We start from the raw sequence: 25,670 nt of genomic DNA, 5'->3' as shown, positions 1-25,670 counted from the left end.
ACGTATGGAAACCTTAACCGCGCTGAAAATGGCTCATATGGTGGCCACCGTGTTGCTGCTGGCCGGTGCACTGGGCCTGGCGGTCTGGGTCTGGCGGACCCGGCGCAACGGTGATGCCACGGCGCCGGTGCGCACCTTGCAACGGCCACGGCTGTTCGTCTGGCTGCTGATGGGCCTGGCGTTGCTGAGCATGCCGTTCACCGGCTGGTGGATGGTGCACCTGATTGGCTGGCCGCTGGGGCAAACCTGGCTGCTGGCGTCCAGCGTGCTGTATGCCGTGACGGCGCTGAGCGGTTTCTGGTTACTGGCGCGGCTCAACCGCCAGCGTACGGCGCCGGGTGGCAGCGGCAGGTTCACTTTTGCCCTGGCGTTGGTCAGCTTGGTTAGCTTGATCGCGATCGCCGGGTTGATGGGCGCCAAGCCGGTTTAACCGCCCGATACCGAGTTGACCCCAATCGCGGGCAAGCCCGCTCCCACAGGTTTTGCCGGGTGGCATCAATTGCAGTCACACCCAGGCTCCCTGTGGGAGCGGGCTGGCCCGCGATGGCGTATTCAGCCGCGCAACGAAATTACCGGCCAGCCGCGCTTATCGGCTTCGGCCCGCAGGTTCGGGTCCGGGTCCACGGCCACCGGGTTCGCCACCTGCTCCAGCAGCGGCAGATCGTTCATCGAGTCGCTATAGAAATAACTGCCTTCCAGCGACAACCCGGTTTCCTCCAGCCAACGATTCAAACGCGTCACCTTGCCTTCGCGAAAGCACGGTACATCGGTGCTGCGCCCGGTGTAGCGACCCTCGTGCATTTCGCATTCGGTGGCGATCAGGGTTTCCACCCCCAGGTGCTCGGCAATCGGCGCGGTGACGAAGCGGTTGGTGGCGGTGATGATCACCAGCTTGTCACCGGCGGCGCGGTGCTTGGCCAACAGTTCCACAGCCTTGGGCAGCATGAGCGGTGCGATGCAGTCGCGCATGAAGTCGCGGTGCCATTCATCAAGCAGGGCCATCTCGGTGCGGCCGAGGATTTCCAGGCAGAAGTTCAGGTAGGCGGCATTGTCCAGCTTGCCGGCCAGGTAATCCTGGTAGAACTCGTCGTTGCGCGCTTTGTACGCGACGGGGTCGAGGATCTCCCGTTCACACAGGTAATCGCCCCATGCGTGATCGCTGTCGCCGCCCAAAAGTGTGTTGTCCAGATCGAATAAAGCCAGGCGCATTGCAGTTACCCGCTGATTAGTCAGTAAAAAGGGGTTAAGAATACGGTCTTTTCACAAGAGTGCACATAAGGTAGGAAGCTTCGTTGCCGCCTTCACAACCTTTGTGGAACAATGCGGCGACATGCGTTTGCGAGGTTGTTGCCGTGATCGACCCCGATGGTTTCCGCCCCAATGTGGGGATCATTCTGACGAATGATGCCGGCCAGGTGCTATGGGCTCGCCGTATCAATCAAGATGCCTGGCAGTTTCCTCAAGGTGGAATCAACCCTCAGGAAACGCCGGAAGACGCCTTGTATCGCGAGCTGAACGAAGAAGTCGGCCTGGAGCGCGAAGATGTTGAAATTCTCGCCTGCACACGTGGCTGGTTGCGCTATCGTTTGCCGCAACGTCTGGTCCGCACCCACAGCCAACCGCTGTGCATCGGCCAGAAACAGAAATGGTTTCTCCTGCGCCTGGTCTCCAACGAGCAGCGGGTGCGGATGGATTTGACCGGTAAACCGGAGTTCGATGGCTGGCGCTGGGTCAGTTATTGGTATCCGTTGGGCCAGGTGGTGACATTCAAGCGCGAAGTGTATCGCCGCGCTCTCAAAGAGCTTGCCCCGCGCCTTCTAACGCGCGACTGACGACGGAGTTCGACCCCGAGCCATGCTCAATACGCTGCGCAAGATCGTCCAGGAAGTTAACTCCGCCAAGGATCTCAAGGCGGCGTTGGGCATTATTGTATTGCGCGTCAAAGAGGCCATGGGCAGCCAGGTCTGCTCGGTCTACCTGCTCGACCCCGAGACCAACCGTTTTGTGCTGATGGCCACCGAAGGCTTGAACAAGCGCTCGATCGGCAAAGTCAGCATGGCGCCCAACGAAGGCCTGGTGGGCCTGGTGGGCACGCGTGAAGAACCGTTGAACCTGGAAAACGCCGCCGGCCACCCGCGCTATCGCTACTTCGCCGAGACCGGTGAAGAGCGTTATGCCTCGTTCCTCGGCGCGCCGATCATCCACCACCGCCGCGTCGTCGGCGTCCTGGTCATCCAGCAAAAAGAGCGGCGGCAGTTCGACGAGGGCGAAGAAGCCTTCCTCGTGACCATGAGCGCCCAGCTCGCCGGGGTAATTGCCCACGCCGAGGCCACCGGTTCGATCCGCGGCCTGGGGCGCCAGGGCAAGGGCATCCAGGAAGCCAAATTCATCGGCGTGCCGGGTTCGCCGGGTGCGGCGGTCGGTACCGCGGTGGTCATGCTGCCACCGGCGGACCTCGATGTGGTGCCGGACAAGACCATCACCGACATCGACGCCGAGCTGGGCCTGTTCAAGACCGCCATCGAAGGCGTGCGCGCCGACATGCGCGCCTTGTCCGCCAAGCTGGCGACCCAGTTGCGCCCGGAAGAGCGCGCCCTGTTCGACGTCTACCTGATGATGCTCGACGATGCCGCGCTGGGCAGCGAAGTCACCACCGTGATCAAGACCGGCCAATGGGCCCAGGGCGCGTTGCGCCAGGTGGTCACCGATCACGTCAACCGTTTCGAACTGATGGACGACGCCTACCTGCGTGAGCGGGCCTCGGACGTCAAGGACCTCGGACGCCGCCTGCTGGCCTACCTGCAGGAAGAGCGCCAGCAAAACCTGGTCTACCCGGAAAAGACCATTCTGGTCAGCGAAGAACTGACGCCGGCCATGCTCGGCGAGGTGCCGGAAGGCACGCTGGTCGGCCTGGTTTCGGTCCTGGGGTCTGGCAACTCCCACGTCGCTATCCTGGCGCGAGCCATGGGCATTCCGACGGTAATGGGCCTGGTCGACCTGCCGTATGCCAAGGTCGATGGCATCGAATTGATCGTCGACGGTAATCGGGGTGAGGTCTACACCAACCCCAGCGACGTGTTGCGCAAGCAATTCGCCGAGGTGGTCGAAGAAGAGAAACAACTGGCCCTGGGGCTCGACTCCCTGCGCGACCTGCCCTGCGTGACCCTCGATGGCCACCGCATGCCGCTGTGGGTCAACACCGGCCTGCTGGCGGACGTGGCGCGGGCGCAGAAGCGCGGCGCCGAAGGGGTGGGCCTGTATCGCACTGAAGTACCGTTCATGATCAATCAACGGTTCCCTAGCGAAAAGGAGCAGCTGGCGATCTATCGCGAGCAACTCGCCGCCTTCCACCCGCAACCGGTGACGATGCGCAGCCTGGACATCGGCGGCGACAAGTCACTGTCCTACTTCCCGATCAAGGAAGACAACCCGTTCCTCGGTTGGCGCGGGATTCGCGTCACCCTCGACCACCCGGAAATCTTCCTGGTCCAGACCCGCGCCATGCTCAAGGCCAGCGAAGGCCTGAACAACCTGCGCATCCTCCTGCCGATGATCTCCGGCACCCACGAACTCGAAGAAGCCCTGCACCTGATTCACCGTGCCTGGGGTGAAGTGCGCGACGAAGGCACCGACGTGCCAATGCCGCCGGTGGGCGTGATGATCGAGATTCCGGCGGCGGTCTACCAGACCAAGGAACTGGCGCGGCAGGTGGACTTCCTGTCGGTCGGCTCCAACGACCTGACCCAGTACCTGCTGGCCGTGGACCGCAACAACCCGCGGGTGGCAGACCTCTACGACTACATGCACCCAGCGGTGCTGCAGGCCCTGCAGACCGTGGTCCGCGATGCCCACGCCGAAGGCAAGCCGGTGAGCATCTGCGGCGAGATGGCCGGTGACCCGGCAGCGGCCGTGCTGTTGATGGCGATGGGTTTTGACAGCCTGTCGATGAACGCCACCAACCTGCCGAAAGTGAAGTGGATGCTGCGCCAGATCAACCTCAGCTGGGCCAAGGACCTGCTGGCCGAACTGATGACCATCGACAACCCGCAAGTTATCCACAGCTCGCTGCAATTGGCGCTGAAGAATCTTGGCCTGGCGCGGATGACCAGTCCGACGGCGATCAAGCCGCTCTGAACCTGCGGCGGTTTCATCGCGGGCTTGCCCGCGATGGGGCCAGTCCAGGCAACACCACATCACATCAAAGCCTGATCTGCACCTCCCCAAGATGCCCGCCATAGGGCCCGAAACTGCGCTCCACCATCACCCGTGAACCATCGGCCTGGACGATCAGCGCGGTGCTCGCACGGGTGCCATAGGTGGGGCTGGCAATAAACACGCTGGACAATAGGCTCTCGGTCGCCAGCCCGACCCCGGTATCCGGCAAGTCACCGAATGGAGCTGTCTGTGGATCACCCAGCAAGGCCAGCAGCGCTTGCGGTTGCGGATCATCGAGCACCTCACGCAGCGCCGCCTTGGCCTTGAGCAGCTTGGGCCAGGGGGTATCGAGCCCGGCGTTGGACAATCCATAGACCCCCGCCGCCAGTTGGCTCGGCTCAGCCTCTTGTGCGTTGTAGTGCCAGAGCGCCTGGCAATTGCCGATCAGCAGGTTAAAACCGGCATATTCCAGCGATCTGCCGACAACATCGGCCAAATACTGATCAATGGGCAGTTCGCCGGTAAGAAACCGCGCCACCAGTTCGCCACGGGATTTGCGCGCCGGCGGCTGGTGTGGATTGCGGATGTTGGTCAGGGCGGCAAAACGTCCGTCTGCGCCAATGCCCAGCCAGGTGCCTCCGGCCTCCAGGTCTCGCCCGGCATGCACCTGCGGCGCTTCGGGCCATGCTGCCAGCGGCAGGCTGGGGCGGGCATAGAACTCGTCACGGTTGGCCGCGACGATCAGGGGAGTGGCGTGGTCCGGGCGCCAGGCAAAAACAATCAGGCACATAAGGTGGTCCTTGTGTGTTTTTTGCCCACTGTACGCAGACATCGCTCATCGAGCCATCGTCATCCACAGTGGAGCCCGGGGCCTCGCATCCGTTACCATGCGGCTGCTTTTTTGCGAAGCGGACAAGGACGATCATGGAATTTTTGCTCTATCTGTTGCTGGGCGCCTGTGCAGGCGTGCTGGCCGGGCTGTTTGGGGTCGGTGGCGGGATCATCATCGTGCCGGTGCTGGTGTTCAGCTTCACGTTGCAGGGTTTCGATGCGTCGGTGCTGACCCACCTGGCCGTTGGCACTTCGTTGGCCACCATCATTTTCACCTCGATCAACGCGGTGCGTGAGCACCAGCGCAAAGGCGCGGTGCGCTGGCCGATCTTTGCCTGGATGACCCTGGGGATCCTGCTCGGGGCCGGCTTCGGCGCGTTGACCGCCGAGGCGATTTCCGGTCCGCACCTGCAGAAGATCATTGGTGTGTTTGCCCTGGTGATTGCCGTGCAGATGGCCCTGGAGCTCAAGCCCAAGGCCAGTCGAACGGTTCCCGGCAAGTTCGGTCTGACCGTGGCCGGCAGCGTGATCGGCTGGGCCTCGGCGATCTTCGGGATTGGCGGCGGCTCGCTGACCGTACCATTCCTGACGTGGCGCAGTGTGCCGATGCAGCAGGCCGTGGCGACGTCGTCCGCCTGCGGGTTGCCGATCGCCTTGGCAAGTGCATTAAGTTTCATGATTCTGGGCTGGCATGATCCCCTGTTGCCCGCTCATAGTCTGGGTTTCGTTTATTTACCGGCGCTGCTGGGCATTGCCCTGACCAGCATGGTCTTCGCCCGCTTTGGCGCGCGACTGGCCCACCGGCTGTCGCCGCGATTGCTGAAAAGACTGTTTGCCGCTTTGCTGTTGTGCGTGGGCACCAGTTTCCTGCTCTGAGGCAGGACGCAATCCTGGCTTAATCCCGGCGTGGCAGGGTCGCGCCAGGAATTTTAGGTTTCAACTCTAACGAGGAGTCGTAATGCTGCCTTACCCGCAGATTGACCCGGTGGCCCTGGCCATTGGCCCGCTGAAAATCCACTGGTACGGTCTGATGTACCTGATCGGCATCGGCGGTGCCTGGCTGTTGGCGTCGCGCAGGTTGAACCGCTTTGACCCGACCTGGACCAAGGAAAAGCTCTCCGACATGGTCTTCTGGATGTCGATGGGCGTGATCGTCGGCGGCCGCCTGGGGTATGTGCTGTTTTACGACCTGAGTGCCTACCTCGCCAACCCGACCTTGATTTTCGAGGTGTGGAAGGGCGGCATGTCGTTCCACGGTGGTTTCATCGGCGTGATGCTGGCGGCCCTGTGGTTCGGCAAAAAGAACGGCAAGTCGTTCTTCCAACTGATGGACTTCGTCGCCCCGATGGTGCCGATCGGCCTGGGTGCCGGGCGGATCGGCAACTTCATCAACGCCGAGTTGTGGGGCAAGGCCACCGACGTGCCGTGGGCCATGGTCTTTCCGTCGTTCAGCGACCCGGCCCAGTTGGCGCGCCACCCGTCGCAGCTGTACCAGTTCGCCCTCGAAGGCGTGGCGCTGTTCGTCATTCTCTGGTTGTTCTCGCGCAAGCCGCGGCCGACCATGGCGGTGTCCGGGATGTTCGCGCTGTTCTATGGGATCTTCCGCTTCATCGTCGAGTTCTACCGCGTGCCGGACGCCCAGTTGGGCTACCTGGCGTGGAACTGGCTGACCATGGGCCAAGTACTGTGCATCCCAATGATCGTTGGCGGTCTGTTCCTGATCTGGCTGGCCTATCACCGCGCACCCAAGGCACCGGCTGTCCCGGCCGCCTGACGCTTTATATTCGAAGCGCAGGGCCGCGAGCCCTGCCTTCAAGGACACAGGTAATACATGAAGCAATATCTCGATCTGGTCGCCCACGTCATCAAGAACGGCACCAAGCAAGCCAACCGCACTGGCGTCAACACCATCAGCTTCCCGGGTGCGATGCTGCGTTATGACCTGAAAGAGGGTTTTCCGGCGATCACCACCCGCAAGATGGCGTTCAAGTCGGCCATCGGCGAGATGTGCGGTTTCCTGCGCGGGGTCAACAACGCCGCCGAGTTCCGCGCCCTGGGCTGCAAGGTCTGGGACCAGAACGCCAACGAAAATGCGCAGTGGCTGGCCAACCCATTCCGCCAGGGCGCAGACGACCTGGGTGAGATCTACGGCGTGCAGTGGCGCAAGTGGCCGGCGTACAAGCAGATCCCCCTGAGCAACCCGGCCGCCATCGAGCAGACCCTCGCCCAGGGTTACCGGCAGATTGCCGAAGGCGAGGAGGACGGCCAGGCCTATGTTGTGCTGTACAAGGCCATCGACCAGGTTCGCCAGTGTGTCGACACCATCATCAAGGACCCGGGCAGCCGGCGTATCCTGTTCCACGGCTGGAACGTCGCCCAGCTCGATGAAATGGCCCTGCCACCGTGCCACCTGCTGTACCAGTTCCACCCGAATGTCGAGACCCAAGAGATCTCCTTGACCCTCTACATCCGTTCCAATGACTTGGGTCTGGGGACGCCGTTCAACCTCACCGAGGGTGCCGCGCTGCTGAGCCTGATCGGTCGCCTGACCGGTTACACGCCGCGCTGGTTCACCTATTTCATCGGCGATGCCCACGTCTACGAAAACCACCTGGACATGCTCAACGAACAGCTCAAGCGCGAGCCGTTCCCGATGCCGCAACTGAAAATCGCCGATCGTGTGCCGGAGTTCGCCAAGACCGGGCTGTACCAGCCGGAGTGGCTGGAGCTGATCGAACCGGGTGATTTCTCGCTCGAGGGCTATGAGCACCACGCCCCAATGACCGCGCCAATGGCGGTCTAAGAGTCGGCTACAAATCCTGTAGGAGCCGAGCTTGCTCGCGATGGCGGCAGCACAGTCAACCCTGATGTGCCTGATTGATCGCCTTCGCGGGCAAGCCTTGCTCCTACAGAGCAATGGGGTGTTGCTCAATGGCCGTGGCTGCGGCCTACGTGGGAATGTTCGACTTCCGTTGCAACCACTCCGCCACTGACTTCCAGGCGCTGCAAGATCCCGCACTGTTCGATATCCGGCCCTTCGCTGCAGCGTTGGCGCAGATCGATGAGTTGTGCCTGCAGGGCGAGCAACCCGTCGATCCGTGCCTTGACGTGGTGGATGTGTTCGTCGATCAGTGCATTCACGCTTTCGCACTGGTCCTGTGGGCTGTCGCGCAGGCCCAGCAGGCTGCGGATTTCTTCGAGGGTCATGTCCAGGGTGCGGCAATTGCGGATGAAGGTCAGGCGCTCGGCATGGGCCTGGGTGTAGACGCGGTAGTTGCCATCGCTGCGGGCCGGTTCCGGCAGCAGGCTTTCACGCTCGTAGTAGCGGATGGTTTCGACGGCGCAGTCGGTCAGTTTCGCCAGTTCTCCAATCTTCATCGCGACAATCTCCAAATGGGTGCTTGACCCTATAGTGGCTACAGGGTCTTTACTTGGCAACAGGCACCTACATGGACGCGACCTGATGAGCGATTCCCAGCACACCCACCAACCCGGTACTGCGCATGAGCACAGTCACGGGGCAAAACTTCAGCCGGTAAAAAAACACGATCACGCCAGCCACGGCGGCTCCTGCTGCTCAAGTACGGCGCCCGCGCTGGTCAAAATCAGTGAAGCGCCCACCGACGGTGCGCGCCTGAGCCGTTTCCGCATCGAGGCCATGGACTGCCCGACGGAACAGACGCTGATCCAGAACAAGCTCGGCAAACTGGCCGGCGTGCAGCAACTGGAGTTCAACCTGATCAACCGGGTGCTGGGCGTGACCCACGACCTGCCGACCACGGCGCCGATCATCGACGCGATCAAGTCCATCGGCATGCTGGCCGAGCCGATCGAAGACGGCGCGCAGGCGGATGACAGCCGCGCGGCGCCGGTGAAAAAGCCCTGGTGGCCATTGGCGCTTTCCGGGGTCACGGCCCTGGCTGCCGAAGTGATCCACTTCACCAGCGCTGCGCCGACCTGGGGGGTGGCGCTGGTTGCGCTGGTGTCGATCCTCAGCGGCGGCCTGGGCACTTATAAAAAGGGCTGGATTGCCCTGAAGAACCTCAACCTGAATATCAACGCCCTGATGAGCATCGCGGTGACTGGCGCGGTGCTGATCGGCCAATGGCCGGAAGCGGCCATGGTCATGTTCCTGTTCACCGTGGCCGAGTTGATCGAAGCCAAATCCCTGGACCGCGCGCGCAATGCCATCAGCGGCCTGATGCAGATGACCCCGGAGCAGGTCACGGTGCAGCAGGCCGACGGTTCGTGGGTTGAGCGTGAGGCCAAAAGTGTCGAGTTGGGCGCGTTAGTGCGGGTGCGTCCGGGTGAGCGCATTGGCCTGGACGGCGAAGTGGTCGCCGGCAACTCGACCATCGACCAGGCACCGATTACCGGCGAGAGCCTGCCGGTCGAGAAGACGCTGGGTGACAAGGTGTTCGCCGGCACCATCAACCAGGCCGGTGCCCTGGAATACCGGGTTATCGCCGCCGCGAACAACTCGACCCTGGCGCGGATCATCCACGCCGTGGAACAAGCCCAGGGCGCGCGTGCGCCGACCCAGCGATTTGTCGACAGCTTCTCGAAAATCTACACCCCGGTGGTGTTCGTCTTCGCCCTGGGTGTGGCGCTGATTCCACCGTTGTTCATGGGCGCAGCCTGGTTCGACTGGATCTACCGTGCGCTGGTGTTGCTGGTGGTGGCGTGCCCTTGTGCGCTGGTGATTTCCACCCCGGTGACCATCGTCAGCGGCCTTGCGGCGGCTGCGCGCAAAGGCATCCTGATCAAGGGTGGCGTGTACCTGGAGGGCGGCTACAAGCTCGACTTCCTGGCCCTGGACAAGACGGGCACCATCACCCATGGCAAGCCGGTGCAAACCGACTACCTGGCGCTGGACCCCACGGTCGAGACCCGCGCTCAGGTGCTTGCCGCCAGCCTCGCTGGACGCTCCGACCACCCGGTATCGCTGGCCATCGCCCATGCCGCTGTGGATAAACACCTGACCCTGTTCGCTGTGGATAACTTCGCAGCCCTGGCCGGCCGTGGTGTGCGTGGCGAGATCGACGGCCAGGTCTATCACCTGGGTAACCATCGCCTGGTGGAGGAGCTGGGCCTGTGCTCGCCAGCACTGGAAGAGAAACTCTTCGCCCTGGAAGAACAAGGCAAGACCGTGGTCCTGTTGCTGGATGCCTCGGGTCCGCTCGCCCTGTTTGCGGTGGCCGACACGGTCAAGGCGTCCAGCCGCGAGGCCATTGAGCAGTTGCATGCGCTGGGGGTGAAAACCCTGATGCTGACCGGCGACAACCCGCACACGGCACGGGCGATTGCTGCCCAGGTGGGCATCGACCAGGCCCAGGGTGACCTGCTGCCGACCGACAAGCTCAAGGCGATCGAGGCCTTGTATGCCCAGGGTCACCGGGTCGGCATGGTCGGCGACGGGATCAACGACGCGCCGGCGCTGGCCCGGGCCGAGATTGGTTTTGCCATGGCGGCGGCTGGTACCGACACCGCCATCGAGACCGCTGATGTCGCCCTGATGGACGACGATCTGCGCAAGATTCCCGCATTTATTCGCCTGTCACGCCAGACTTCCCATATCCTCACGCAAAATATCGCCCTGGCCCTGGTCATCAAGGCAATCTTTCTTGGGGTAACCTTCTTCGGGTTGGCCACCATGTGGATGGCCGTGTTTGCCGACATGGGCGTGGCCCTGCTGGTGGTGTTCAACGGTCTGCGCCTGCTGCGCAAATAAATCATAGAGAGGCTGATGTGCTGAGTGCCGAGCTGAAGGCTTTTTACATGGTCGCGCGTTTGGGCAGTATTACCCTGGCAGCGAAAAAGCTCGGCCTGAGCCAGCCCACGGTGACGACCCAGATTCGCCACCTGGAGAGTCAGTACTCGGTCGAGCTGTTCTACCGCGGTGGGCGCCGACTGACCGTCAGCGAAGAGGGTGCCCGCCTGCTGCCCATGGTCAAGACGCTGCTGCAGCAGGAAGCCGATATCGAGTTTTTCCTGCGTAACAGTGGTCAGGTCCAGGGCGCCTTGCGCATCGCCGCGACCGCCCCGTATTACATCCTCGACCTGGTGAAAACCTTCCGCGAGCGGCTGCCCCAGGTGGACGTCTCGGTGGAAATCGGCAACTCCCAGCAGGTCCTCGAAGCCCTTGAGGACTACCGGGTGGACTTGGCCGCGTCCTCGCAACGGGTGGACGACGCCCGCTTGATCCGCCGCGTGCTGGGCACCGACCCGTTGGTGCTGGCCGTACACCGCAACCATCCACTGGCGGTGCACGACCACGTGCCGCTGAGTGCCTTGGCCGGGCATACCCTGTTGATGCGCGAGAGCGGCTCGACCACCCGGCGGTTGACCGAGGAGTGGCTGGCCAGTGTCGGGGTGAGTTTTGGCCCCTTGCTGGAAATCGGCAGCCGCGAATCGATTCGTGAGGCGGTGCTGCGCAACATCGGCATCAGCATCATCGCCCGCCAGGAAGTGCCCCATGACCCGCAACTCCGGGTGTTGAGCATCGAAAACGCGCCGCAGATCGCGGAATACCTGTACTGCCTCAAGGAGCGCAAGAGCGCCCGGTTGCCAGCGGCGTTTCTTGGCTTGGCGCAGGAAATGGCGCCGGCCTGAGTTCTCCTGTGCCAGGGCTGCCTCATCGCGGGCAGCCGCTCCGACTTGGTTTGGTTTGGTTTGGTGGGTGTATCCGTTGCTGCGGTAATGGCTGCTATTGGTTCCGCCCTTACGGCGGGTCACTTTCGAAAAGCGCGAAAGTAACCAAAGCGCTTTACCCCTGGCGTACGGCCCCTCGCTAAGGCTCGGGGTACCTTCGCTACGGTGCCCATCAGGGGGCATCGCCTCCGGTTTGCTTCGCTGCACCTCCTCTCGATGTATGCGGCTTCGCCGCACGGCGCTACGCGCCTCCCCCTTGATGGACACCTCCGCTCAGCCTGCCGATGGGGCAGGTGGATCAAAATCAAAAGCCAGAGCACGGCGACCTGCCGGTCGGCCTGAGTGGTAAGGGCGGGCGAGGCGGCCTACCGGCCGGCCTGCTTTTTTCTGGTGTTCACTCCCGTGTGGGGGCGAGCCGGGCGGCGCTCCGCTTGCTCGCGATGGCTACCTCACTTGAACCCAAATCCCCCAATACCACTATCAGCCGTTTTTGCCTCACTGCCACACGAACTACGCATTCGCTCCCTAGGATGGCCCACATCTGCTTGATGAGGTCCGTCCATGAACCACTCGAATGCAACTGCCCAGGTTTTCCCCGGCACCCCGATGAAGGTGCGCGGTATCGAGAAGCGCTTCGGCGCCTTCACCGCGCTGGATAACGTGTCGCTGGACGTGGAGGCCGGTGAGTTGGTCTGCCTGCTCGGTCCCTCGGGCTGTGGCAAGACCACCTTGCTGCGGTGCATTGCCGGCCTGGAGCGCCAGGATCGCGGCGAGTTGTACCTGGGTGATCGTGACGTTTCCCTGCTGGCCCCACAGGCGCGGGACTACGGGATTCTGTTCCAGTCCTACGCCCTGTTTCCCAACCTCAGCGTCGAAGCCAACATTGCCTACGGCCTGGCCGGCAGTGGCCGCGAGCAAGTGCGCCAGCGCGTGGCGCAGATGCTCGAGTTGGTGGGCCTGACCGGCAGCGAGAAGAAATACCCCGGCCAGTTGTCTGGCGGCCAGCAGCAGCGCGTGGCGCTGGCCAGGGCCTTGGCGCCGGCCCCCTCATTGTTGCTGCTGGACGAGCCGATGTCGGCCCTCGATGCCCGGGTTCGCGAGCATCTGTGTACCGAGTTGCGCCAGTTGCAGCGCAGCCTGGGCATCACCACCCTGATGGTCACCCACAATCAGGACGAGGCGATGCTGATGGCCGACCGCATTGCCGTGATGAACAACGGCAAGGTCGAGCAGTACGCCACCCCGCAGGAAATCTACAACCGCCCGGCCACCCCATTCGTTGCCGAGTTCGTCGGCCAGGGCAACTGGTTGCCGTTCCAGCGCAGCAGTGACAGCCACGCCCAGGTCGGCGGGATGCCCGTGCGCCTGGCCGATAACAGCGGCAAGGCCGCGTCCGGCCGGCTGTTCTGTCGCCCGGAAGCCATCAGCGTCAACCCGCTGGTGCATGAGGAAAACCTGTTCCCGGCCAAGGTGCGCGAGATCACCTTTCTGGGCAACCGCTGCCGCATGAGCTTTGAGCTCAACCACCTGCCGGGCCATGCGTTGCTCGCCGAGCTGGCGCCCGAAGCCATGCCGCGCCTCGGTGCCCAGGACATCATGGTTGCCTTGCCACCGCGCAGCCTGCAGGTGTTTGCCTGATGAGCGCGCAGATGGCCCTGCCGATACCGCACAAGCAGGTTCGGCAGACTTCCCGTGCCGAGATCGGCGACCGGTTTTTTGTGCTCGGCGGCAAGGTCCTGCTCCTGTGCCTGCTCAGTGTCGCGGTGTTGATGCCGCTGCTGGCAATCTTCTGGCGCGGCTTCAGCAACGATGCCGGGCAGGGCGGTGGCCTGGTTGCCGCCCGCGAGCTGCTGACCAGCGCCAACTTTCACTGGTTGCTCGGTAACAGCCTGAAAGTGTCCCTCAGCGTCGCGGCCATCGTGGTCCCGCTGGCGTACCTGTTTGCCTACGCCCTGCAACGCACGCTGATTCCCGGCAAGGCCATCTGGCGCGGCCTGTCGCTGCTGCCATTGATGGCGCCGTCGATGCTGCCGGGTATCGCGCTGGTGTACCTGTTCGGTAACCAGGGCCTGTTGCGCGGGCTGCTGTCGGACAACATCTACGGTTTCTGGGGCATCGTGCTGGGTGAGGTGATCTACACCTTTCCCCACGCCTTGATGATCCTGCTGTCGGCACTGTCCCTGGCCGATGCGCGGCTGTTCGACGCCGCTTCGAGCATGGGCGCCAGTCCGTCCAGGGCCTTTCGCAGCATCACCTGGCCGGCGACCCGCCAGGCCGTGTTCGCCGCATTCTGCCTGGTGTTCACCCTGACCATCACCGACTTCGGCGTGCCGGTGGTGGTCGGTGGCGACTATCAGGTGTTGGCGTTGGAAGCCTACAAGGCGGTGGTCGGCCAGCAGCAATTCGGGCGCGGTGCGCTGATCGGCATGGTCCTGTTGGTGCCGGCACTGCTCAGTTTTGCGGTGGATGCCTGGTTGCGCCGCCGGCATGGCGACTCCATGAGCGGTCGAGCGCAAGTCTTTCAGCCGGCGCCTTCGCGGCTGCGTGATGGCTGTTACCTGGGCATCGTGCTGGTGATCTGCACCGCGCTGTTGCTGGTATTCGGCATGGCGGTGTACTCCTCGCTGGTGAAATTCTGGCCGTACAACCTGTCGTTGTCGCTCAAGCACTATCAGTTTGGCGACACCGCAGGCGGTGGTTGGCTGGCCTATGGCAACAGCGTGAAGATGGCCCTGTGCACGGCCTTGATCGGTAGCGGGCTGATCTTCACCGGCGCCTACCTGATGGAAAAGACCCGTGGCCAGCGTGGCCTGAACCTGGCGCTGCGCATGCTCAGCTTCGTGCCGATGGCGGTGCCGGGTCTGGTCCTGGGCCTGGGTTACGTGTTCTTCTTCAACCTCAACGGCAACCCGCTCCATGTGCTCTACGGCACCATGACCCTGCTGGTGGTGTGCACCATTGCGCACTACCTGACCACCGCGCAAATGACCGCCACCACCGCGCTGCGTCAGCTCGACGCGGAGTTCGAAGCCGCCGCGCTGTCGCTCAAGGCGCCGCTGTACCGCCACTACCTGCGCGTCACCGTGCCGATCTGCCTGCCGGCGTTGCTGGACATCGTGCGCTACCTGTTCGTCTCGGCCATGACCACCGTCTCGGCGGCGATCTTCCTCTACAGCCCCGACACCATCCTCGCGGCGGTGGCGGTGCTGAACATGGACGACGCCGGCAACGTCGGCGGTGCCGCCGCCATGTCGACCCTGATCCTGTTCACCTCGGCGGGCGTGTCCCTGCTCCTGGCCTGGGCTTCGCGCGGCTTGCTGCGGCGCTCCCAGGCCTGGCGCCAGACCGCACCCGGCAACTGAATCGACTCACCCCTCAACCCTCTGATCCGCACCTGAAAGGAACCGCACCATGTTCAAGCCCTTGGCTCTAGCCGCTGCTGTCCTCACTGCTTTCAGCATGAACGCCTTCGCGGCGAAAACCGAACTGACCGTCTACACCGCGCTGGAAGCCGAACAGCTGAAAACCTACAAGCAGGCGTTCGAAGCGGCCAACCCGGATGTCGAGATCAAGTGGGTGCGCGACTCCACCGGCATCATCACCGCCAAGCTGCTGGCGGAAAAAGCCCGTCCGCAGGCGGACGCCGTCTGGGGCCTGGCGGCGTCGAGCCTGGCGATCCTCGATCAGCAAGGCATGCTGCAAAGCTACGCACCGAAGGACCTGGGCAAGATCGGCGCTAACTATCGCGATGCCGCCAACCCGCCAGCCTGGGTGGGCATGGATGTGTGGGCCGCGACCATCTGCTTCAACACCGTGGAAGCCGAGAAGCAGGGCCTGAGCAAGCCGGTGAGCTGGCAGGACCTGACCAAGCCTGAGTACAAAGGCAAGATCGTGATGCCCAACCCGGCGTCCTCGGGTACCGGTTTCCTCGACGTCAGCGCCTGGCTGCAGACCTTTGGCGAGAAGCAGGGCTGGCAGTACATGGACGACCTGCACCAGAACATCGGCCAGTACGTTCACTCCGGTTCCAAGCCTTGCAAGCTGGCGGCGGCTGGAGAATTCCCGATCGGCATTTCCTTCGAATACCCGGCCGTGCAGTTGAAGCGCCAGGGCGCACCGCTGGACATCGTCCTGCCGAAAGAGGGCCTGGGCTGGGAAATCGAAGCCACCGCCGTGATCAAGGGCACGCCCCATGAAGACGCCGCGAAGAAACTCGCCGACTTCTCCGCAAGCACCGCGGCCATGGAGCTGTACAAGGAGAACTTCGCCGTGCTCGCCCAGCCTGGCATCGCCAAGCCGCAAACCGAACTGCCGGCCGACTACGAGCAGCGCCTGATCAAGAACGACTTCGCCTGGGCCTCGAAAAACCGCGACGAGATCCTGGCCGAGTGGCGCAAGCGGTATGACGGCAAGTCCGAGAAAGTGGCGGCCAAGTAAGCTCTCTTTTGGCTGAGGGGCCCTATCGCGGGCAAGCGGAGCGCCGCCCGGCCCGCTTGCCCGCGAAGGCGGCTTTGAATTCAGGACATTTCTTAATGACACAACACAACGACCTACTGATCATCGGCGCCGGGATTCTCGGTCTGTCCCACGCCTATGCCGCTGCCAGGCGCGGGCTCAAGGTCAGGGTTTTCGAGCGCAGCGCCACGCCCCTGGGGGCCTCGGTGCGCAATTTCGGCCAGGCCCTGGTCACCGGTCAACCGCCCGGGCAGATGCTCGAACTGGCCAAGGCCAGTCGGGATATCTGGGGCCAATGGGCGCAGCTCGCCGGCTTGCAGCTCAAGCGCAACGGCGCCTATCTGTTTGCCCGCACCGAAGCTGAAGAACAGCTGTTGTCAGCCTTCTGTGAAGGACGCGCGATCGAGCACGGTTACCGCGTCGAACTGCTGCGCGGCGCGGCATTGCGCGATCTGTATGGCGGCCAGTTCAGCCATCACCGTGCGGCGTTGCATGGCCTGGACGATCAGCAACTGTATGCCCGTGAGGCCATCCCGGCCTTGATCGACTACCTGCGCCGGGAGCTGGGTGTCGAGTTTCACTTCTCGACCCTGGTGCGCGACGTCGAACCCGGACGTGTACACAGCACCGCGGGCAACTTCAGTGGCGAGCAGATCATTGTCTGCTCCGGCCACGATTATCAAACCCTGCTGGCCGAACCCATTGCCACGCTCAAGCTGCAGGTCTGCCGTTTGCAAATGCTCCGCGCCCGGCCACTGATCGACCTCAACCTGCAACACGCCTTGCTCACTGGATTGAGCTGTGTGCACTACGGGGCCTTCGCCGACCTGCCGCAAGCGCAGGCCGTGCAGGCGCAGATTCTGCGAGAGACCCCGCACCTGCACGAGCAGGGCATTCACCTGTTGATCAGCCCGACACCCCAGGGTGAGCTGATCATTGGCGACTCCCACCACTACGGCAGCGACCCATCGCCGTTCAATGCCGAACAGGTGGATGACTGGATGATCGAACTGGCCGAGCAGACCCTGGGGTGCAAGGTACGGGTGGTCGAGCGCTGGCAGGGCGTCTATGGTGCTCAAGGGCCGGCGCCGTTTTCTTTCCTGCAGGCGGCACCCGGCGTGCATGCCGCGCTGATGCACACGGGCGTGGGCATGAGCGTCGGCCCGGCGATGGCCGAAGCCAACGTCAGCAGATTATTTGGAGCGCACTGATGGACCGCACTGAGCAAGTGATCGCCGACGTGTTCGGCTGGTATGAGCGCTTCGGTGCCAGCGATTACATCGGCGAGCCGGTGTCGCAGATCGAGCACATGTCCCAGGCCGCCGAACTGGCCATGGCCGAGGGTTTTGACGATGAGGTGGTGCTGGCGGCGTTCTTCCACGACATCGGCCATCTGTGCAGCGAGGGCGCGCAGAACATGGGTGGTTTTGGCGTGGTCAGCCACGAACGCCTCGGCGCCGATTACTTGCGGCGCCAGGGTTTTAGTGAGCGCATGGCGCGGTTGGTGGAGTATCACGTGCAAGCCAAGCGTTACCTGACGCTGACCGAGCCCGGCTACTACCAGCGCCTGAGTGAGGCCAGCCGTCGCACCCTGGAATACCAGGGTGGGGTGATGAGCGCGGACGAAGCCGAGGTGTTTGCCCGCGACCCCCTGTGCGCCGTCAGCTTGCGCATGCGCCAGTGGGATGAGCAGGCCAAGGAGATGAACGTGCCGGTGATCGACCTGGACGTTTTGAAGGGCAAGGCGTTGCAGCTGCTACAGGGTTAGTCGCCGATCACCTTCTGCGCCAACAGCTCAATCTGCTCCTGGCGCTCGGCCTGGCTCAGCCGCGCATGGGAATTGAGCGACGACCATTGTGGATGCGCTCGGGCTTTGCTCAGGGCTTCGGGCAGCTTGCCTTCGCGCCAGGTCTTGTCCTGGGGCGTGGCCAGTTGGATGCTGTCCATCGCCGCGTGCCCGCGCTGGTCGAGGGCCAGCACCAGTTGGCGCTGGCGCAGCGCCAATAAGCGCAACACGCTGTCGTCGACCGTCAGCTCGCGCTGGCCCTTGAGCTTGCCCAGCAAACGGCTGCCATAGCTGCGCGCGGTTTGCAGGGCGCCACCGGCAATCGCACCGGCCAGCGCTGCCGCGCCGAGGGTCAGGCCACCCACCAGCAGGTCGACGCCTGCCCCGGCCGCCGCTCCCGCGGCGATCCCGCTACCGACCCGCACCCCCAGTTGCTTGAGGGTTTCGGGGTTGAACACATCATCGCCCCAGCGTCCGTCCAGCAGCGGTAAATCGCTGGCGGCCGCGTCTTGCGGGCGGAAGGCGTAGAGCTTGAGCAGCGCTTCGACGCAGCGTTGTTCACGTTGGCGCACGGCTTTACGCAGGTCCCCGATGGCTAGCTGTTCCTGCTCGGCGTCACTGGCCACGCTGCGGCGGCAGGCAGCGCAGTCGATCAGCAGCTCGGCGATCAAACGGGCGGCGCTTTGCTGGCGCGCCAGGCGTTGCGCCTGCTGGTCGGCGATCAGGCGCTCCAGTTGTCCGCGGGAGTTTTCCAGCATCAATGCCAGGCTTTCATAGAGCCGGCGTTCGCCGTCTTCCGGCGGCGCGACGCTGTCAAAGCGCACCAGTGCATGCAGCCCCAGGCGGGCCAGGGCTTCACGCCAATCCGGCTTGCGATGGTCGGCGCTGCTGACGAAGTTCAGCACCGGCAGCAGCGGTTTACCGCAGCTGGCCAGTACCTGCAATTCGTCGCGGTATTTGGCCAGCACCGGTTCACGGGCATCAATCACATACAGGCCGGCGTCGGAGGCCAGCAACTGGCGCAGCACCTTGGCTTCCTGCTCAAAGCGCTGGCGCGCCTCGCTGCCGTCGAGGAAACGCGCCAGGCGCTCAGGGCCGTCAAGGCGTTCGCCGGGGCGTTCCAGGTGTTCCAGGTACTCGAGCAGGGCGATCGCATCCTCCAGGCCGGGCGTGTCGTAGAGCTCCAGCAGGGCCTGGCCATCGACCGACAAACGCGCGCCTTCGACATGCCGGGTGGTGCTGGGGCGATGGGACACTTCGCCAAAGCCGACATCCCGGGTCAGGGTGCGCAACAAGGATGTCTTGCCGACGTTGGTGTGGCCGACCACGGCGAGCTTCAGCGGTTTTTGAGCATCAGTCATGACCCGACTCCAGCCAGTTCATCGGTGCGCAATCGGCGAAGGGCAATCCCAATTGCTGCAGGGCGGCATGCCAGTCCCCCAGGCGGTCGGCGTCCAGCGCCTGGCCGGCGGGTGCTTGCAGCAGCCAGACACGGGTAGCGCTGGCGCTCTGGGCCAGTTCGGCGATCAGCGCCAGGCTGCCGCGGTCCGGTGAGCGCCGGGGGTCGCACGCGATCAGCAGGCGGGCCGGCGGAAAGCGGGTCAGTTGTTCGAGGAGTTTTTGCCGCGACTCGCGGCTGTCGAGGATCCCGGCATCCTTGACGTTCTTCGCCAGGGCCGGCGGCCACGGGCGCTGGTCGTCGAGCTCGATGGCCACCAGCAGCGCGCCGTCACTGTGCAGGGCGCTGTTCGCGCTTTCGACCTGATGCAGTCGCTCTGGCGCGGCATCGCTGACGCCGAGGCGCTCGCTGCTGGGCATCAGGCGTTCACGCAACTGGGCGTAGCCGGGCAATTTCAGGTCCAGTTGCAAGCCTGCGCGGCCACGGCTCCAGCGCCACAGGCACAGCAGGGTCAGCAACAGGCGCGGCAATGCGCCGTACACCAGCACCACGCCGACCAGCCAGCCGGCCCAGGCCTGGCGGGCGCTTTCAAGGTTCAGGGCGGCGTCACCGCTGGCGCGGATCATCGCTTGGGTGGGCACGCTGAACCCCAACAGCGCGGGCAGTGCGCCGAGGGCCTGGGTCAAGGCGACGAAGGTTTCGCCGCTGAGAATGGTGGTCTCCCAGACAAAGCCGTAGCGCCGGGTCGCCATCAGCGTCAGGACCATGACCAGGGCACTGACCATCACCAGCAGCCACAGGCCATTGACTAGCAAACCGAGCAGCCAGCGATTGAGTTTGTGCCGTTGCAGCAACAGCAGCAGGGCCGGCGCCAGGTGGGCGGCCTTGGCATCGCGGGCGAGCTTTTCACTGAGCCACAGCCACAGGCGCCCGAGGGTGGCGCCGTAGTCGGCGGCGAGGATCAACCCCGATGCCCAACTGAGTAGCAGAATCAGGTTCAGCCCGAGCAGGCTGCCCAGGGCCCAGAACACATTGACCGGGGTCTGGCCATCACCCAGGGCGGCGAATGCCAGGCCGGCGCCACTGAGGATCGCCAGCACGGCCAGGACCAGCAGTGCCAGGCGAGCGCCTTGTAGCCAGTGGCGCAGGGCCGCGGTCAGGCCATCGCGTTCGGCCAGCCAGTGGGCACGGGCCTGGATGCGGCTGGGCAGGTCGCCACCGGCGTTGCGGGCCAGGCGGTTGGCTTGCGAGTCCTCCAGGGCACCGGCGTGTTCCTCGCGCAGGCGGATGGTCTCGGTCAGCCAGAGTGTGTACAGATCAGTCACGCGTCGTTCCGTCGCTTAAGTGAGCACTGAGCATAACCGCTGTGGCGCTTATCGGGGAAAGCCCGGCTCTGGTATCCTCGCCGGCATGAAAAAAACTCTCCCTTTGAGCCTGATCGCAGCCCTCGGTGAAAACCGCGTGATCGGCGTCGACAACAGCATGCCCTGGCACTTGCCGGGGGATTTCAAATACTTCAAGGCCACCACCCTGGGCAAGCCGATCATCATGGGTCGCAAGACCTGGGATTCCCTCGGCAGGCCGTTGCCGGGGCGGTTGAACATCGTGGTCAGCCGCCAGACCGACTTGCAACTGGAGGGCGCCGAGGTCTATCCGTCGCTGGAAGCAGCCGTCGAGCGAGCGCAGGAGTGGGCGCTGGAGCAAGGCGTCGACGAGCTGATGCTGATTGGCGGCGCGCAGCTGTATGCGCAGGGATTGGCCCAGGCCGATCGGCTGTACCTGACCCGCGTGGCGCTGAGTCCCGAGGGTGATGCGTGGTTTCCGGCGTTTGATTTGGCGCAGTGGAAACAGGTGTCGAATGTGCCGAATCCGGCCGAAGGCGATAAGCCGGCCTACAGCTTCGAGGTGTGGGAGAAGGTCTGAAAGCATCGCGGGCTTGCCCGCGATAGCAATCAATCTGACGCCGCCGTAATCAGGCGTGCGCCAACTCAGCATGCTTATCGGCCTGCAGCACGTCTTTATCCGTCTGCTGCATGATCTGGCTGGTAATCGCCCCGGCCGTCATCGAACCACTGACGTTCAGCGCCGTGCGGCCCATGTCGATCAGCGGCTCGACGGAAATCAGCAACGCTACCAACGACACCGGCAAGCCCATGGCCGGCAACACGATCAGCGCGGCGAAGGTGGCGCCACCGCCGACCCCGGCCACCCCGGCCGAACTCAAGGTCACAATCGCCACCAACGTCGCGATCCACAGCGGGTCGAGCGGGTTGATGCCCACGGTCGGGGCGACCATCACCGCCAACATGGCTGGATAAAGACCGGCGCAGCCGTTCTGGCCAATGGTGGCGCCAAACGAAGCGGCGAAGCTGGCGATCGACTGCGGGATCCCCAGGCGACGGGTTTGTGCTTCGATGCTCAGCGGGATGCTCGCGGCGCTGGAGCGGCTGGTGAAGGCGAAGGTCAGCACCGGCCAGACCTTGCGGAAAAAGCGCAGCGGGTTGATTCCGGCCAGCGCCACCAGCAGGCCGTGGACCACGAACATCAGGCCCAGGCCCAGGTACGACACCACCACGAAACTGCCCAGCTTGATGATGTCCTGCAGGTTGGAGGCGGCGACCACCTTGGTCATCAGCGCCAGCACACCGTAGGGGGTCAACTTCATCACCAGGCGCACCAGGCGCATCACCCAGGCTTGCAGGGTGTCGATGGCGTTGATCACTTTCTGACCTTTTTCCACGTCATCCTTGAGCAATTGCAGGGCTGCGATGCCGAGGAAGGCGGCAAAAATCACCACGCTGATGATCGACGTCGGCTTGGCCCGGGCCAGGTCGGCGAACGGGTTCTGCGGAATGAACGACAGCAGCAACTGCGGCACATTTAGGTCGGCGACCTTGCCTGCGTAGTCGCTCTGGATGGTTTGCAGGCGCGCCATTTCCTGGGTGCCGGCCACCAGGCCTTCGGCGGTCAGGCCGAACAGGTTGGTCAGGCCGATGCCGATCAGCGCCGCGATGGCAGTAGTGAACAGCAGGGTGCCGATGGTCAGGAAGCTGATCTTGCCCAGGGACGACGCGTTGTGCAGCCTGGCCACAGCACTGAGAATGGACGCAAATACCAGGGGGATCACGATCATTTGCAGCAATTGCACGTAACCGTTACCCACCAGATCGAACCAGCCGATGGAGGCTTTGAGCACCGGGTTGCCGGCACCGTAAATCGTGTGCAGGGCCACGCCGAACGCCACGCCCATGACCAGTGCCAGCAGCACTTTTTTGGCCAGGCTCCAGGTGGTGTGGCGGGTTTGTGCCAGGCCAAACAGCAAGGCCAGGAACACCAGCAGATTGAGGATCAGCGGCAGATTCATCGAGACTCCAGAAAAGACTTGTGCCAATCGCCTCGCGGGGCAATTGCGAACCGGCAAGCCTAACAGCTTGATATCTATTGAATTAATATCAAAAACGCATGGTGACTGTCGTTTTTGGAATAAGCACCTGACGCTGTGGGTTATGCCGGTGACGGAATCAGCACGCAAGCGGTCGTGCTCAGACGAGAACTGTCATGCAGATTTGTTAGCGTCGATGGCTTTCATTCAGGGAGAAATGCACATGAAAGTCGCCACGCACGTGTTAGCCGTTGCCATGTGCCTGGGCCTTGCCGGCCAGGTGTCCGCCACCGATCTCAAACATTGGCCCCAGGATCAGGCCAAGCAACTGGACGCGATGATCGCGGCCAATGCCAACAAGGGTAACTACGCGGTGTTCGACATGGACAACACCAGCTACCGCTACGACCTGGAAGAGTCGCTGTTGCCGTTCATGGAAAACAAAGGCCTGATCACCCGCGAGAAGCTGGACCCCTCCCTGAAACTGATCCCGTTCAAGGACACCGCCGAGCACCAGGAAAGCCTGTTCAGTTACTACTACCGGCTGTGCGAGCTCGATGACATGGTCTGCTACCCCTGGGTCGCCCAGGTGTTTTCCGGTTTCACCCTCAAGGAACTCAAGGGCTACGTCGACGAGTTGATGGCCTCCGGCAAGCCGGTGCCCAGCACCTATTACGAAGGCGACGTGGTCAAGACCATCGAGGTCAACCCGCCGAAGATCTTCACCGGGCAAGCCGAGCTGTACAACAAGCTGATGGAAAACGGCATCGAGGTCTATGTGATGACCGCCGCCTCGGAAGAGCTGGTGCGCATGGTCGCTTCCGATCCCAAGTATGGCTACAACGTCAAACCGCAAAACGTGATCGGCGTGACGATGCTGCTCAAGGACCGCAAAAGCGGTGAGCTGACCACCGCGCGCAAGCAGATCACGGCCGGCAAGTATGACGAGAAGGCCAACCTGGGCCTGGAGCTGACCCCGTACCTGTGGACCCCTGCGACCTGGATGGCCGGCAAGCAGGCCGCCATCCTGACCTACATCGACGAGTGGAAAAAACCAGTGCTGGTGGGCGGCGACACCCCGGCCAGCGACGGCTACATGCTGTTTCATAGCGTCGACGTGGCCAAGGGCGGCATCCACCTGTGGGTCAACCGCAAGGACAAATACATGGCCCAGATCAACGGCATGATGGCCAAGCACGCCGCGGCCCAGGCCAAGGAAGGGCTGCCGGTGACGGCGGACAAGAACTGGGTGATCGTCAAGCCGGAGGAGATTCAGTAACACGCAGGTGCCTGGTTCGTTGCATTGCAGCGAACCGGAGCGCTATCGGCAAAAACATATCAATTGCGAATCACTCGCATCTTCTGCTAGCGTGCGCACTCCTGAACGATCCTTCCGATCAAGGTAGTGCTGTGTCCTCCTGGAATACGCAGATCGCGCGCCTGTTCGCGGAACAGAAGAAAGCCCTGGAAGCATTCGTCACCCGGCGCACCGGTAGTGCCCAGGTGGCGGCCGACTTGACCCAGGAATCTTTTCTGCGCCTGGCGCGGCTCGAGTCCGGTGAGAAGATCGACAACCTCCCGGCCTTTCTCTTCACCATTGCCAGCAACCTGGTGCGCGACCATCAGCGCCAGGCGATTCGTCGTGAGCGGGTGGAAGCGGGCGAGCCCAGCGACGAACTGCCGTGCAGCACGCCATCGGCGGTGGACCAACTGTCGGCGCTACAGGAGCAAAGGCTGATGCACGATGCAATTGCCGCACTTCCTGAAGCGACTCGTAACATCTTCCTGCTCTATCATGTCGACGAATGTTCCTACCGCGAGATTGGCGAACGCCTGGCAATCAGTCCGCGGAGTGTCGAATACCAATTGCGTCGTGCGCTGATCGATTGCCGGGCTTACATCCAGGCGCGATTGGCCAACGGCAAGCGAGGCGCGCGACCATGATCGACGCGCCTGTGGCTGTGGAAACCCTGATGACCGAACCCGCTGCACCGGACCGCGATGACCTGTTCGCCGAAGCGTCTGGCTGGTATTTCCGCCTGCAGGCCGAAGACGTGACCACGGCCGAGCGCGACCGCTTCGCCTGCTGGCTGGCCCAGGGCGCCGCGCAGTATGAAGCCTGGCAGGAGGTGCAATGGCTGCTGGGCAGTCTGCGCGAGCCGGCCCGGCGGATGCGCGAGGCCGAGCAGGCGCGCTGGAAAAAACCTGCTGGCCAGCGTTGGCTGCCCAAGGCTTGCGCGGCGGCGGTGGTGCTGATGACGATCGGTCTGCTGGCGACGCAAACCCCTTGGTTGGATCGCTGGCGCGCGGACTATGCCACCGGCACCGGGGAAACCCGGCGGATCGAACTGGCCGATGGCTCGTGGCTGCAACTCAATACCGACAGTGCCGTGCAGATCCACCTGGGTGCCGGTCAGCGCCAGGTTCGCCTGTTGCGCGGCGAGGCCTGGTTCGAGGTCACCAAGGACCCGGCCCGGCCGTTTGTCGTCGAGTCCGGCACGGGGACGGTGACAGTGGTCGGCACCCAGTTCAGTGTCGCCCAGCGCAACGCTCGCACTCAGGTGCAGGTGGCCCAGGGCAAGGTTGCAGTCAGCGCTGGCGACGGGGCGCCGGTGTACCTGGAGCCGGGCAGGGCGGTCGAGTATCAGGACCGCCGCTTGAGCGAGGTCCACGGCTTCGACCCGGCCGCCGGATTTGCCTGGCGGCAGCGGCAATTGGTGTTTCGCCAGCAACCATTGGCCGACGTGGTGGCGGAGTTGAACCGCTACTGGCCCGGTCGCACCCTGGTGCTCGGTGATGAGTTGCGCGAGCGGCGGGTGTCGGGGGTATTCGATATCGATAAACCCGACGCCGTGCTCAAGGCGCTGGTCCATACCCTCAACCTGCAGGCCGAGCGTTACACGCCGTATCTGCTGGTGCTGCGCGCGGGTTGAAAGCGATCCGCCGCCTCTTTTGTAAATAATTCTCAAAAACTTTCAGGGTTTCGCCGGGCGTGGTCGTCCTTGATCACA

Annotated in this window: 23 protein-coding genes; 17 read left to right on the top strand and 6 right to left on the bottom strand. The window is 63.4% G+C overall.

The features are described from left to right. The first annotated feature begins 4 nt into the window (after positions 1–4). The gene (locus tag AACY45_RS03375) at positions 5–430 is read left to right on the top strand and encodes a DUF2269 family protein (protein ID WP_339544147.1); all 426 of its coding nucleotides are present in this window, start codon (positions 5–7) and stop codon (positions 428–430) included. A 122-nt stretch (positions 431–552) separates the two neighbouring features. Here AACY45_RS03375 and AACY45_RS03370 read toward each other — a convergent pair whose 3' ends face one another. Further along, entirely contained in the window at positions 553–1,209 is a 657-nt protein-coding gene (locus AACY45_RS03370; RefSeq protein WP_339544146.1) for an HAD family hydrolase, read from the bottom strand. Positions 1,210–1,352: 143 nt separating this feature from the next. On the opposite strand from AACY45_RS03370, the gene AACY45_RS03365 reads away from it, so the two are divergent. Together AACY45_RS03365 and ptsP are read left to right on the top strand one after the other, a co-directional pair. Further along, on the top strand, positions 1,353–1,832 hold the full coding sequence (locus tag AACY45_RS03365) for an RNA pyrophosphohydrolase (protein WP_095083604.1): 480 nt from the start codon (positions 1,353–1,355) through the stop codon (positions 1,830–1,832). 22 nt (positions 1,833–1,854) lie between these two features. Then, a complete protein-coding gene (ptsP, locus tag AACY45_RS03360; RefSeq protein WP_339544145.1) occupies positions 1,855–4,134 on the top strand; it encodes a phosphoenolpyruvate--protein phosphotransferase in 2,280 nt (759 codons plus the stop codon). Between the two features lie 64 nt (positions 4,135–4,198). Here ptsP and AACY45_RS03355 read toward each other — a convergent pair whose 3' ends face one another. After that, positions 4,199–4,945 (bottom strand): NRDE family protein, encoded by a 747-nt coding sequence (locus tag AACY45_RS03355; protein ID WP_339544144.1) that lies wholly within the window; start codon positions 4,943–4,945, stop codon positions 4,199–4,201. Positions 4,946–5,079: 134 nt separating this feature from the next. Here AACY45_RS03355 and AACY45_RS03350 point away from each other — a divergent pair, with 134 nt between their 5' ends. The 3 genes from AACY45_RS03350 to AACY45_RS03340 all read left to right on the top strand — a co-directional run bounded on the left by AACY45_RS03350 (position 5,080) and on the right by AACY45_RS03340 (position 7,789). Beyond that, positions 5,080–5,862, top strand: a complete 783-nt coding sequence (locus AACY45_RS03350; RefSeq protein WP_095164642.1) for a sulfite exporter TauE/SafE family protein — start codon at positions 5,080–5,082, stop codon at positions 5,860–5,862. Between the two features lie 82 nt (positions 5,863–5,944). Continuing rightward, positions 5,945–6,760: a prolipoprotein diacylglyceryl transferase gene (lgt, locus tag AACY45_RS03345; RefSeq protein ID WP_339544143.1), complete on the top strand. Its 816-nt coding sequence runs from the start codon at positions 5,945–5,947 to the stop codon at positions 6,758–6,760. A 57-nt stretch (positions 6,761–6,817) separates the two neighbouring features. Next, the gene (locus AACY45_RS03340) at positions 6,818–7,789 is read left to right on the top strand and encodes a thymidylate synthase (RefSeq protein WP_339544142.1); all 972 of its coding nucleotides are present in this window, start codon (positions 6,818–6,820) and stop codon (positions 7,787–7,789) included. 125 nt (positions 7,790–7,914) lie between these two features. Here the strand turns inward: AACY45_RS03340 and cadR are convergent, their stop codons facing one another. Then, a complete protein-coding gene (gene cadR, locus AACY45_RS03335) occupies positions 7,915–8,364 on the bottom strand; it encodes a Cd(II)/Pb(II)-responsive transcriptional regulator (RefSeq protein WP_339544141.1) in 450 nt (149 codons plus the stop codon). Between the two features lie 85 nt (positions 8,365–8,449). On the opposite strand from cadR, the gene AACY45_RS03330 reads away from it, so the two are divergent. The 7 genes from AACY45_RS03330 (at position 8,450) to AACY45_RS03300 (ending at position 17,860) form a co-directional block, all read left to right on the top strand. Next, the gene (locus AACY45_RS03330; RefSeq protein ID WP_339544140.1) at positions 8,450–10,717 is read left to right on the top strand and encodes a heavy metal translocating P-type ATPase; all 2,268 of its coding nucleotides are present in this window, start codon (positions 8,450–8,452) and stop codon (positions 10,715–10,717) included. 17 nt (positions 10,718–10,734) lie between these two features. Further along, positions 10,735–11,598, top strand: coding sequence for a LysR family transcriptional regulator (locus tag AACY45_RS03325; protein ID WP_339544139.1), 864 nt, complete (start codon positions 10,735–10,737; stop codon positions 11,596–11,598). Positions 11,599–12,198: 600 nt separating this feature from the next. Further along, positions 12,199–13,275: a putative 2-aminoethylphosphonate ABC transporter ATP-binding protein gene (locus tag AACY45_RS03320; RefSeq protein ID WP_339544138.1), complete on the top strand. Its 1,077-nt coding sequence runs from the start codon at positions 12,199–12,201 to the stop codon at positions 13,273–13,275. Then, on the top strand, positions 13,275–14,999 hold the full coding sequence (locus AACY45_RS03315; protein WP_339544137.1) for a putative 2-aminoethylphosphonate ABC transporter permease subunit: 1,725 nt from the start codon (positions 13,275–13,277) through the stop codon (positions 14,997–14,999). Before AACY45_RS03320 ends, AACY45_RS03315 begins: the two co-directional genes overlap by 1 nt. Before the next feature lie 49 nt (positions 15,000–15,048). After that, positions 15,049–16,074 carry a putative 2-aminoethylphosphonate ABC transporter substrate-binding protein gene (locus AACY45_RS03310; protein WP_339544136.1) on the top strand — a complete coding sequence of 342 codons (1,026 nt, stop codon included), beginning with the start codon at positions 15,049–15,051 and terminating at the stop codon, positions 16,072–16,074. Positions 16,075–16,169: 95 nt separating this feature from the next. Further along, positions 16,170–17,303, top strand: a complete 1,134-nt coding sequence (locus AACY45_RS03305; RefSeq protein WP_339544135.1) for a TIGR03364 family FAD-dependent oxidoreductase — start codon at positions 16,170–16,172, stop codon at positions 17,301–17,303. Beyond that, positions 17,303–17,860, top strand: coding sequence for a phosphonate degradation HD-domain oxygenase (locus AACY45_RS03300; RefSeq protein ID WP_339544134.1), 558 nt, complete (start codon positions 17,303–17,305; stop codon positions 17,858–17,860). Before AACY45_RS03305 ends, AACY45_RS03300 begins: the two co-directional genes overlap by 1 nt. Here AACY45_RS03300 and AACY45_RS03295 read toward each other — a convergent pair. Beyond that, the gene (locus tag AACY45_RS03295; protein WP_339544133.1) at positions 17,857–19,239 is read right to left on the bottom strand and encodes a DUF3482 domain-containing protein; all 1,383 of its coding nucleotides are present in this window, start codon (positions 19,237–19,239) and stop codon (positions 17,857–17,859) included. The two genes, AACY45_RS03300 and AACY45_RS03295, sit on opposite strands and share 4 nt — an antisense overlap. Further along, positions 19,232–20,602, bottom strand: a complete 1,371-nt coding sequence (locus tag AACY45_RS03290; RefSeq protein ID WP_339544132.1) for a DUF2868 domain-containing protein — start codon at positions 20,600–20,602, stop codon at positions 19,232–19,234. Before AACY45_RS03290 ends, AACY45_RS03295 begins: the two co-directional genes overlap by 8 nt. An 85-nt stretch (positions 20,603–20,687) precedes the next feature. Between AACY45_RS03290 and AACY45_RS03285 the strand changes: the two genes are divergently transcribed. Continuing rightward, the gene (locus AACY45_RS03285) at positions 20,688–21,200 is read left to right on the top strand and encodes a dihydrofolate reductase (protein ID WP_339544131.1); all 513 of its coding nucleotides are present in this window, start codon (positions 20,688–20,690) and stop codon (positions 21,198–21,200) included. A 49-nt stretch (positions 21,201–21,249) separates the two neighbouring features. Here the strand turns inward: AACY45_RS03285 and AACY45_RS03280 are convergent, their stop codons facing one another. Then, positions 21,250–22,641, bottom strand: coding sequence for an L-cystine transporter (locus AACY45_RS03280; RefSeq protein WP_339544130.1), 1,392 nt, complete (start codon positions 22,639–22,641; stop codon positions 21,250–21,252). Positions 22,642–22,882: 241 nt separating this feature from the next. Here AACY45_RS03280 and AACY45_RS03275 point away from each other — a divergent pair, with 241 nt between their 5' ends. The 3 genes from AACY45_RS03275 (at position 22,883) to AACY45_RS03265 (ending at position 25,592) form a co-directional block, all read left to right on the top strand. Beyond that, positions 22,883–23,938: a haloacid dehalogenase-like hydrolase gene (locus tag AACY45_RS03275; RefSeq protein ID WP_339544129.1), complete on the top strand. Its 1,056-nt coding sequence runs from the start codon at positions 22,883–22,885 to the stop codon at positions 23,936–23,938. 131 nt (positions 23,939–24,069) lie between these two features. After that, complete coding sequence (locus AACY45_RS03270; protein ID WP_339544128.1) at positions 24,070–24,603, top strand: RNA polymerase sigma factor; 534 nt, start codon at positions 24,070–24,072, stop codon at positions 24,601–24,603. Next, positions 24,600–25,592, top strand: coding sequence for a FecR family protein (locus AACY45_RS03265; RefSeq protein WP_339544127.1), 993 nt, complete (start codon positions 24,600–24,602; stop codon positions 25,590–25,592). Before AACY45_RS03270 ends, AACY45_RS03265 begins: the two co-directional genes overlap by 4 nt. Positions 25,593–25,670: the final 78 nt, after the last annotated feature.

This window comes from Pseudomonas sp. RA_35y_Pfl2_P32, from assembly GCF_963970735.1.
In the GTDB taxonomy this organism is placed as follows: Bacteria; Pseudomonadota; Gammaproteobacteria; order Pseudomonadales; family Pseudomonadaceae; genus Aquipseudomonas.
The sequence above is the reverse complement of the archived record's forward strand: the minus strand, read 5'-3'. Positions and strand labels throughout refer to the sequence as shown.